8 protein-coding genes and 2 pseudogenes are annotated in these 9,201 nt (G+C 51.5%); 8 read left to right on the forward strand and 2 right to left on the reverse strand.

The window, feature by feature from the left end; genetic code table 11:
- Window positions 1–253 precede the first annotated feature (253 nt).
- Both Q0614_RS02780 and Q0614_RS02785 read right to left on the reverse strand, forming a co-directional pair.
- Window positions 254–1,186 carry a DMT family transporter gene (locus Q0614_RS02780; RefSeq protein WP_298786378.1) on the reverse strand — a complete coding sequence of 311 codons (933 nt, stop codon included), beginning with the start codon at window positions 1,184–1,186 and terminating at the stop codon, window positions 254–256.
- A 6-nt stretch (window positions 1,187–1,192) separates the two neighbouring features.
- Window positions 1,193–2,098: a DMT family transporter gene (locus Q0614_RS02785; RefSeq protein WP_298786380.1), complete on the reverse strand. Its 906-nt coding sequence runs from the start codon at window positions 2,096–2,098 to the stop codon at window positions 1,193–1,195.
- A 472-nt stretch (window positions 2,099–2,570) separates the two neighbouring features.
- On the opposite strand from Q0614_RS02785, the gene der reads away from it, so the two are divergent.
- From der to Q0614_RS02825, 8 genes and pseudogenes are all read left to right on the forward strand, one after another.
- The gene (gene der / locus Q0614_RS02790) at window positions 2,571–3,956 is read left to right on the forward strand and encodes a ribosome biogenesis GTPase Der (RefSeq protein WP_298786382.1); all 1,386 of its coding nucleotides are present in this window, start codon (window positions 2,571–2,573) and stop codon (window positions 3,954–3,956) included.
- Window positions 3,943–4,437 (forward strand): annotated as a pseudogene (locus tag Q0614_RS02795) (shikimate kinase); the annotation flags it as partial. The gene der and the pseudogene Q0614_RS02795, both read left to right, overlap by 14 nt.
- Before the next feature lie 487 nt (window positions 4,438–4,924).
- On the forward strand, window positions 4,925–5,893 hold the full coding sequence (gene trpS, locus Q0614_RS02800; protein ID WP_298786384.1) for a tryptophan--tRNA ligase: 969 nt from the start codon (window positions 4,925–4,927) through the stop codon (window positions 5,891–5,893).
- Window positions 5,894–5,903: 10 nt separating this feature from the next.
- Window positions 5,904–6,404, forward strand: a complete 501-nt coding sequence (locus Q0614_RS02805) for a DUF2628 domain-containing protein (protein WP_298786387.1) — start codon at window positions 5,904–5,906, stop codon at window positions 6,402–6,404.
- A gap of 55 nt (window positions 6,405–6,459) precedes the next feature.
- Window positions 6,460–6,726 carry an ACT domain-containing protein gene (locus Q0614_RS02810; protein WP_002944456.1) on the forward strand — a complete coding sequence of 89 codons (267 nt, stop codon included), beginning with the start codon at window positions 6,460–6,462 and terminating at the stop codon, window positions 6,724–6,726.
- Window positions 6,727–6,735: 9 nt separating this feature from the next.
- On the forward strand, window positions 6,736–8,073 hold the full coding sequence (locus tag Q0614_RS02815; protein WP_298786389.1) for a PFL family protein: 1,338 nt from the start codon (window positions 6,736–6,738) through the stop codon (window positions 8,071–8,073).
- 24 nt (window positions 8,074–8,097) lie between these two features.
- Window positions 8,098–8,511, forward strand: coding sequence for a hypothetical protein (locus tag Q0614_RS02820; RefSeq protein ID WP_298786391.1), 414 nt, complete (start codon window positions 8,098–8,100; stop codon window positions 8,509–8,511).
- 439 nt (window positions 8,512–8,950) lie between these two features.
- Window positions 8,951–9,201: pseudogene (locus tag Q0614_RS02825) on the forward strand (hypothetical protein); the annotation flags it as partial.

Consider the following 9,201-nt stretch of genomic DNA (forward strand, 5'->3'; position numbering starts at 1 on the left):
GGTAGCAAAAACAGCTCGCAAAATTTGCCGCGCTCGTCCATAACGGCGACCTTTGACGAGGTAGAGCCGATGTCGATACCGATAAAATGCATAAAATTTTAAATCCGTCGAAAAATATTTCTACACCGTAGAACTTTAGCGCAATCTTAGCTTTTTAAGACTTTTATATCGCTGAAATTTAGCGCAGGCGAGCGGCGCGGATTAAATTTAGCCTCATGCCGCGTTTGAATTGGTTTTAAATTTAGATTTAAATTTAGCGCTCGCGGGCGATTAGAATTCCGCTTAAAATCACCACTGCAATGCCTGCTAGCACGATCGGACCGGGCAGATGGTCGCCTAGCATAATTCCGAGCGCCATGCTAAAGAGGATATCGCTGTAGCTGATCGCAGCGACGATGCCCGCTTTGCGCGAAGCGGCGTAGGCGCGCGTCATGTAAATTTGAAAGTAGATACCGCTGACACCCAGAAGCGCCACGAGCACCCAGCCAAAAAGGCTTGGCGGGTTGAAATAAGCGAGCTTCGCTAAATCCGCGCCGCTGAAAAGTCCTAAAATTTTAACCTCGCTACCTTCAAGCACCCAGCCCGTTATCATCATCGTAGCACTTAGAAAGGTGGCGGACGAGACGAAAACCAGCACGATGAGGTTTGTGGCGTAGTGTTTGCGGAGCTCGCGCACGCTCGTGTATGCAAGTCCCGCGCACATGCCGCCGAAGATTCCCACCGCGTCGGTTACGCTGATGCCGATGTGCGGGCGCACGACGAGTAAAATTCCGCCAAAGCCGAGCAGTATCGCAAACCAACCGCGCGAGCTTAGCTTTTCGCCTAAGAAAAATGCCGAAAATAGCGCGGTGAAAATGGGCGCCGTTTTTTGGAAGGTAAAAGCGGTGCCAAGATCGATGTGGGCGATATTGTAGAAGGTCGCTAAGATACCGCAGCTGCCGATAAAGCCGCGAAACGCGAGTAGCCACGGCTTGCCGCCCGGCCCCAGGTTTTTTACCCGCCGTAGCGAAAATAGCACGATCGCGATGCCTACGACGTTGCGGAAAAACACGATCTCGGCGCTACTCATATGCTCTGCCATGACCTTGGCTAAAGCGCCGTTTAGCGCAAAATAGAAGCTCGCCACGAGCATATAATAAACGCCCAGATGTTTCAGCCAAAACGCGGAGTAGAATTTTTGTTTCATCGCACGCTACTTTCGGTTCGCCACAAGTGTGCCCGCGACGATGATGAGCGCCATGCCCGAAAGTGCCATGAAACCGGGCAAGGCGTCGCCTAGCAGCAGCCCAAATAGCGTCGAAAAGATGATGTCTGTGTAGCTGATCGTAGCTACTATGCCCGCTTTGCGCGTCGCGGCGTAGGCCTTGGTGACGTAGGTTTGATAAAACAGCCCCAGCAGCCCCAGAAGCACGGCAAAGAGCCAGCCCTGCGCGTTTGGAATTTTAAATTTGCAAAGCATAAAGCTCAGCGCGGGCGCGTCTATAAATTCTGCCGCGATCATAAGCGCTACGGGCATCAGCGTGCCGGCAAGAAGCGCAGAGAGGATGATCGTATCGGAGCTATAGTATTTGCGCAGCCCGCGCACGGAGGTAAACGCCATCGCGGCGAATAATCCGCTTAAAATTCCAAAAATATCGCTCGGCTGCAAGCCAAACTGCGGCTGAATTACCAAAACGATGCCCACAAAGCCTAGGCAGACCGAGAACCAGCCCATCGCGCCGAATTTTTCGCCGAGGGTAAAGTACGCGATGATCGCCGTCCAAATGGACGCCGTTTTTTGAAAGGTAAATGCCTCGCCGAGGCTGATATTTGCGATGTTATAAAAAAACACCATCAGCCCCAAAATCCCGATAATGCCGCGAAACGCGAGCGTAAAAGGATGACCGCCCTTGTTTGCGAAGCGCGCCATGCGGGGACGAGCCTTGATTTTATAAAGCAGGATCAAAAGTCCGGGCAGATTGCGAAAGAGCACGACCTCAAGCGATGAAATTTGCGCGCCCAAAAGCTTGGCAAAAACGCCCGTAAGAGAGTTGTAAAAGCACGCCATCAGCATATAATACACGCTTAGATGGTGCAGCAAGAAGTTGTTGTATTTCATCGCGCCCCTTTAAATTTGCGGAATTATACACGCATAATGATTAAATTTTAATATTTCGCCGTTTTAATATTTCGCCGCGCCTCCTGCTTTCGCGCGCCTGGCGCGACCGCTCGATTTTGCACTTTGGCGCTTGAATGCGCGGAATAGTCAAAATTTACGCAGCCGAGGGTTTTTGCGCTTTCGCACGGTTGCGCCCGTTTTTGTGCTTTGACCGCTAGCTTTCGCGCTCAGACTTCGGTTTTAAAATTTTATAAAATTTACGCATCGCCCCAGCTCTGCGTCGTTTGCGGCGACGGATCGCAAGCCTTGAGGCCTTTTATCTAGGCGACGCTCTGTTCGTGTCGCGATAAAATTTCTAAATTTAGCGCCTAAATTTCATAAAATTTTGCCGCTTATCTCCGCGAGCGAGCGCGTAGAATTTGGCTTTAATCTATTTTTGGTTATAATCGCGCCAAAAACTACAAGGACGAACGTGAAAAGTTTGATCATCATCGGGCGCCCCAACGTCGGCAAGTCGAGCCTTTTTAACCGCCTAGCGGGCGCTCGTATCGCCATCACGAGCGACGTTGCGGGTACGACGCGCGATACCAATAGAGCCGAAGCCGAAATTTTCGATCGCCGCGTGCGCGTAATCGATTCGGGCGGCCTGGACGACACATCCGAGCTGTTTGCGCGCGTGCAAGCTAAGACGCTAAGCGAGGCCAAGAGCGCGGATTTGATAATCTTTATGACGGACGGCAAGCTACTTCCGAGTGATGATGAGCGGCGGATATTTTTCTCGCTGCAGAGGCTTGGCAAGCCCATCGCCCTAGCGGTCAATAAGATCGACGGCAAGCGCGACGAGGAGCGCAGCTGGGAGTTTAACGAATTCGGCGTTAAATTTTTCCCGATCTCCGTCTCGCACAACAGCGGCATCGACGAGCTCAAAGAGTGGATCTACGGCTTTTTAGACCCTGCGCCCGCGCAGCAGGACGAGGATGAAATTTTTGATGATTTTATAGAGGGCTTCAACGACGAGGGCGAGCCGAAAGAGGAGCGCGACGAGGAATTTTACGCTAATAAAACCATCGGCGTGGGTATCATCGGACGGGTAAACGTCGGTAAATCAAGCCTTCTAAACGCGCTTGTGGGCTCGCAGCGCTCGGTCGTGAGCGATTATGCGGGCACGACGATCGATCCGGTGAACGAAAGCACGGAATTTGGGGGGCGCACGCTTGAGTTTATCGACACGGCGGGCATTCGCCGCCGCGGCAAAATCGAGGGCATCGAGCGCTTCGCGCTAAATCGCACCGAAAAAATCTTGCAAAGCTCCGACATCGCGCTTTTGGTGCTTGACGCAAGCGAGCCGCTAAACGAGCTGGACGAGCGCATCGCAGGGCTTGCGGCTAAATTTGAACTAGGTCTAATCATAATTTTAAACAAATGGGATCTTTGCGAGCGCGATTACGACGAGTTTTGCCGCGATCTGCGCGATAGGTTTAAATTTCTTTCCTACGCGCCGATCATCAGCGTCAGCGCGACGGACAGGAAGCGGATCCATAAAATTTACCCGCTCATTTTGGAGGTTTATTCAAATTTCACGCGCAAGCTCGGCACCGCAAGGATCAATGAAGTGGTAGAAGCCGCGATAAAGGCGCATCCGATACCTCGCGAGCGGGGCAAATCGGTTAAAATTTACTACGCCGCGCAGATCGGCTTTGCGCCGCCGAAGATCGCTCTTGTGATGAACCGCCCAAGTGCGCTACATTTTAGCTACAAGCGCTATTTGATGAACAGGCTGCGCGCGAGCTTCGCTCTTTCGGGAAGTCCGCTAGTGCTGCTGCCGCGCAAAAAAGGTGAGAGCGATGAAGAGCGGTAACATCGTGCTCATCGGCTTTATGGGGGTCGGCAAGGGCACGATAGCGCGGGCTCTGGCTACGCAAAGCGGGATGTTCGCGCTTGATTGCGACGATATGATCGAAAGCTACGCCAATAAGAAAATCGGACAAATTTTTAAAGAGCAGGGCGAGCAGAGCTTTAGAAAGATGGAAGAGAGCCTTGCGAAATTTTTAGAAAAGTCCGTCCGCTGCGCCGTGATCTCCACCGGCGGCGGCTTTTACGCCGTGAAAAATTTAAACAAAATCGGCACCGTCGTGTATTTGAAATCAAGCTTTGGAGGGATAATCGAGCGCTTAAAAAACAGCGAGAACGCGGAGAAAAAATTTGCCAAGCGTCCGCTGCTAGCGGATCTGCAAAAGGCCGCAGCGCTGCACGCCCAAAGGGACGGGGCGTATGAAAAAAAGGCCGACATCGTAATTGACGTCGAAAATAAAAGCGTAAAAAAGATCGTAAAAGAAATTTGCTCCGCCTGCGACGGGCTAAATTTAAAGGGAAAAAAGATGTCTAAACAAAAGTGCCCGGGCGGCGGCAAAAATTCCAAGTCGCACGACAAAGAGAGCAAGAGCGATAAGTTTGAAAAGAAAGAGGCGCTAAAGCAAAAGCTGCGCGAGCTACTAGAGGGCTTAGAGCGCGAGCAAATTCCAAAGCGCGTAATCGCGTGGCACTTCGATCTTTACGAGCCTTACGCGCTACAGCTGGCGGGATCGAGCAGTTATGACGCGGATGACGACGACTGGGCGTGCGAGGACGAGGATGAGTTTTATCCGCAGAGCTCGCGCTTGCAGCTTGAATTTTTAAGCGAGCTTTCGTGGCGACAGGTTTTAAAACTGCTCGTGCAGGCTCTGCGCGAGCTGCGAGAGCAGATGCCAGATGCAAAAATTTTTAAGTGCAAGCACGTCGCCGTGGGTTTTGTGGACGGCGATCTGATTTTGATTTAAAGGAGCAATGATGAGAATTTTAACGGGTCTTCAGCCCAGCGGTAAGTTGCATTTGGGCAACTACTTCGCGAGCATCAAGCAGATGGTAGATGCGCAAAACGCGGGCGAGCAGATGTTTATGTTTATCGCAAACTATCATGCGCTCACGTCCGTAAGCGACGGCGCAAAGCTAAAAAACTCTACCTACGAGGCCGCCGCGGCGTTTTTGTCTCTCGGGATAGATCCGAAAAAGACGGTGTTTTGGGTGCAAAGCGACGTGAAAGAGGTGCTGGAGCTTTACTGGATTTTAAGCGGATATGCGCCGATGGGGCTGCTCGAGCGAGCACACGCATACAAAGACAAGATCGCCAAGGGCTTTGAGAGCAAGCATGATCTATTTAGCTACCCCGTGCTGATGGCGGCGGACATCCTGCTATACAGCGCAGAGGTCGTACCCGTGGGCAAAGATCAGATCCAGCACGTCGAGATCGCCCGCGACATCGCGCTTAAATTTAACAACGCCCACGGCGAAATTTTAACTATTCCGCAAGCGCGCGTAAATGATGAAGTGGCGATCGTGCCGGGTACGGACGGCGCGAAGATGAGCAAGAGCTACGGCAATACGATCGATATTTTTGCAGATGCCGCAACGCTAAAGAAGCAAATTTCAAGTATCGTAACGACCTCCGAGCCGCTAGAGGCGCCTAAGCAGTGGCGGGGGTGTAATGTCTATAATATCGCGAAGCTGTTTTTAAGCGAAGCGGAGCAGGCGGAGCTGCGGGCTCGCTACGAGCGCGGAGGCGAGGGGCATGGGCATTTTAAGGCGTATCTGAACGAGCTCGTGCTTGGCTACTTTAAAGACGCGCGAGATAAATTCGAATACTATCAAAGCCACCGCGAAATTTTGGATGAGATGCTAAGACAGGGCGCGCAAAGAGCGGCTGCGACGGCTGCTTCATTGATGCAAAAGGTTCGCGCCGCCGTGGGGATTTATCGCTAAGGAGAGTGAGATGACGGATTATGCTAGAGAAATTTTATCTGACGGCAAGCTGCTTCGGCAGAAGCTGGAAATTTTTTTGCAAACTCCTAGTAAGGTTGAAATTTACGCACGCGCCTGCGAGAAATTTTTTGCCGCGGGCAAGCAGCGCGAGTTAAATTATGTAAGCACGTGGAGTTGGTGGGGATTTTTCGGCACGCTGTTCTTTTTTCTGTACCGCAAGGAGTATAAAATTGCCGCAGCCCTATTTGCCGTTGTGTTAATTTCCTGCTTTATTCCGTTTTTGGATGAATATGATAGAAGTATAGGAATGGCGATTAGCGTCAGTAGCGGAACTATGGCGAAATATTTCGTTTGCTATAGTTTTGTTTCATTGTTAGATAAACAGGACGATGAAGCCCTAAGGCGGGGCGGCGGCGTGAATAGATGGGCGATATGGCTCGCAGTAATATTTTACGCTTTGGTCGCAATCGTGTTTGCGCTGATAATTTCAAACGGCGGCAAAATTCAGTAGTTTTAAAGGGCTTCCGCGCTCAAAATAGCTAAATAAATTTTAAAAAGGGGTAGAGATGAAAGCGATCGTAACGGTGATCGGTAAGGACAAGGTTGGCATTGTAGCGGGCGTTTCGGCCAAGCTAGCGCAGCTTGGGCTGAACATAGACGACATCAGCCAGACGGTTTTGGATGAGTTTTTTACGATGATGGCGGTGGTTTCCAGCGACGAAAAGCAGGACTTCACGGCTCTACGCGAGGAGCTAAACGAGCTTGGCGAAAAGCTAAAAGTAAAGATCAACATCCAAAGCTCGGCGATCTTTGACGCCATGCACAACATCTAAGGCGCGCAAATGGACATCAAAAACGTAACCGAAACGATCGCGATGATCGAGGAGCAAAATTTCGACATCCGCACGATCACGATGGGCATCAGCCTGCTTGACTGCATCGATCCCGATATGGGCAAAGCCGCGGAGAAAATTTACGCCAAGATCACCGATAAGGCGCGCGATCTGGTAAAGGTCGGCAATGAAATTTCAGCAGAGCTCGGCATCCCGATCGTAAATAAGCGCGTCTGCGTAACGCCTATCGCCATCATCGGCGCGGCGACGAACGCTACTGACTACGTGCCGCTTGCTAGAGCGATGGATAAGGCGGCACAAAAGGTCGGTATCGACTTTATCGGCGGCTTTTCGGCGCTAGTGCAAAAGGGCTACGCAAAGGGCGATAAAATTTTAATCGACTCCATCCCCGCCGCGCTCGCCGCGACGCAGAAGGTCTGCTCGTCGGTAAATATCGGCTCGACCAAAACGGGCATAAATATGAGCGCGGTCGCCGATATGGGGCGCGTGATCAAAGAAACCGCGCGGCTTTCCGATCTTGGTGCCGCCAAACTAGTCGTGTTTGCCAACGCCGTCGAGGATAATCCATTTATGGCGGGCGCATTTCACGGCGTGGGCGAAGCCGAAGTCGTCATAAACGTGGGCGTCAGCGGCCCCGGCGTCGTTAAGCGCGCGCTTGAGAAGGTGCGCGGAGCGAGCTTTGACGTGGTCGCCGAGACCGTGAAAAAGACGGCGTTTAAGATCACGCGCATCGGACAGCTCGTCGGTCAAATGGCGTCTGAACGCCTTGGCGTGAAATTTGGCATCGTAGATCTCTCGCTAGCTCCGACTCCTGCCGTGGGCGATTCGGTCGCGCGCGTACTTGAGGAGATGGGACTAGAGCGCGTCGGCACGCACGGCACGACGGCAGCTCTAGCGCTGCTAAACGACGCGGTCAAAAAGGGCGGCGTCATGGCGTGCAACCAAGTAGGCGGGCTTAGCGGCGCGTTTATCCCCGTCTCGGAGGATGAGGGTATGATCGCCGCGGTGCGCGCAGGATCGTTAAGCTTAGAAAAGCTCGAAGCGATGACCGCGATCTGCTCGGTGGGGCTCGATATGATCGCAATACCTGAGGATACGCCCGAGCAGACGATCGCCGCGATCATAGCCGACGAAGCCGCGATCGGCGTGATAAATCAAAAAACGACCGCCGTGCGCATCATCCCAAAAGGCAAAGAGGGCGACACGCTGGAATTTGGCGGGTTACTCGGTAGCGCGCCCGTGATGAGCGTAAATAAAAACTCATCGGCGGACTTCATCGCCCGCGGCGGCCAGATCCCAGCACCCATTCATAGTTTTAAAAACTAAATTTAACCCGCTTAAGGAGGAAAGATGAGAGCGTTTGCGCTATTTGCGGCAGTTTTGCTTTTTAGCGGCTGCTCCATAATCTCGGCATTTTATAGCAAGGAGAAAAAATTCGAGCTGGCGGGTTTGGGGCAAGACGGGGTCTATAGGACTTCGGACGGCAGCGCAGACACGCTAATAAAAATAATGTCCGCCCGCACAAAAGAGGGCGAGCCGTATCGTATAATCCACACGCTGGAAATTCCTAAAAATTCTACCCAAACGGATTTTGATAGCAACGATAAAGAGGTGTTTAAAATAGACTGCTCCAAGAATTATTGCGAGCCTAAATACGACGAGGAGCCGAAAAGAATTGCTATTTCTTGGCCTGCACCGAATGGAGGCGGCGTTTTTGACGGCGTCATATATCTAAAAAATTTACGGCTCGTAAAGGCGTATTAAATTTGCGGATTTAAAAGCGCGCAAAATTCGTAAAATTTAGCGAGTAAAATTCTAAGTCGCCGCGATGGAATTTTTCGGGCTTTAAAATTTGCACTACGGGCGTGGAATTTTGAGTTAGAATTTTGGCGTAAAATTTCGGCGTGAAATTTTACGGTGCGTTGTCTCTACGGCGCGCGATCCCCGCGGCGCGCTAAAATTTTAAAATTTCATCGTAAGACGAGGCGTTAAAATTTCATCGCCGCGCGAGACGGACGGCAGCGGGTTTTTCGAAATTTTAAAGTGGCTTGCATTGAAATTTTAAAATTTAAAAGCAACCTGTTTCGTTATCATTGCTCGTCCGCTTAAGAAGCGAGCGGGATTCTATTTCGGCGGCGGATTTAAACACAGCGCGCAAAAACGGGCACAGCATCGAAATTTTAAAAAACGACGCGAAAATAAAATGCAAAAAAAGGCTTGGGAATTTGGCGAGCTTGAAAAAGTCGCGACGGACGAGGGCTTCATTTGGTACGCGGAGCTGAAGCTAAAAAGCGAAAGCTTCGGTGAGGTGCCGTTTTGTCTTGTGTCTGCGGATACGGCGGATGTGGACGATGAGACGATCTTGCTCGCGCAGCGCATCGCCCGAGAGATCGATCGGTACGTAAAAGACGCCCTCGCCTTCCTGCGAGACGAGCTTAGGCGCGAGTATCGTTT

This window comes from uncultured Campylobacter sp., from assembly GCF_937997595.1.
GTDB lineage: Bacteria > Campylobacterota > Campylobacteria > Campylobacterales > Campylobacteraceae > Campylobacter_B.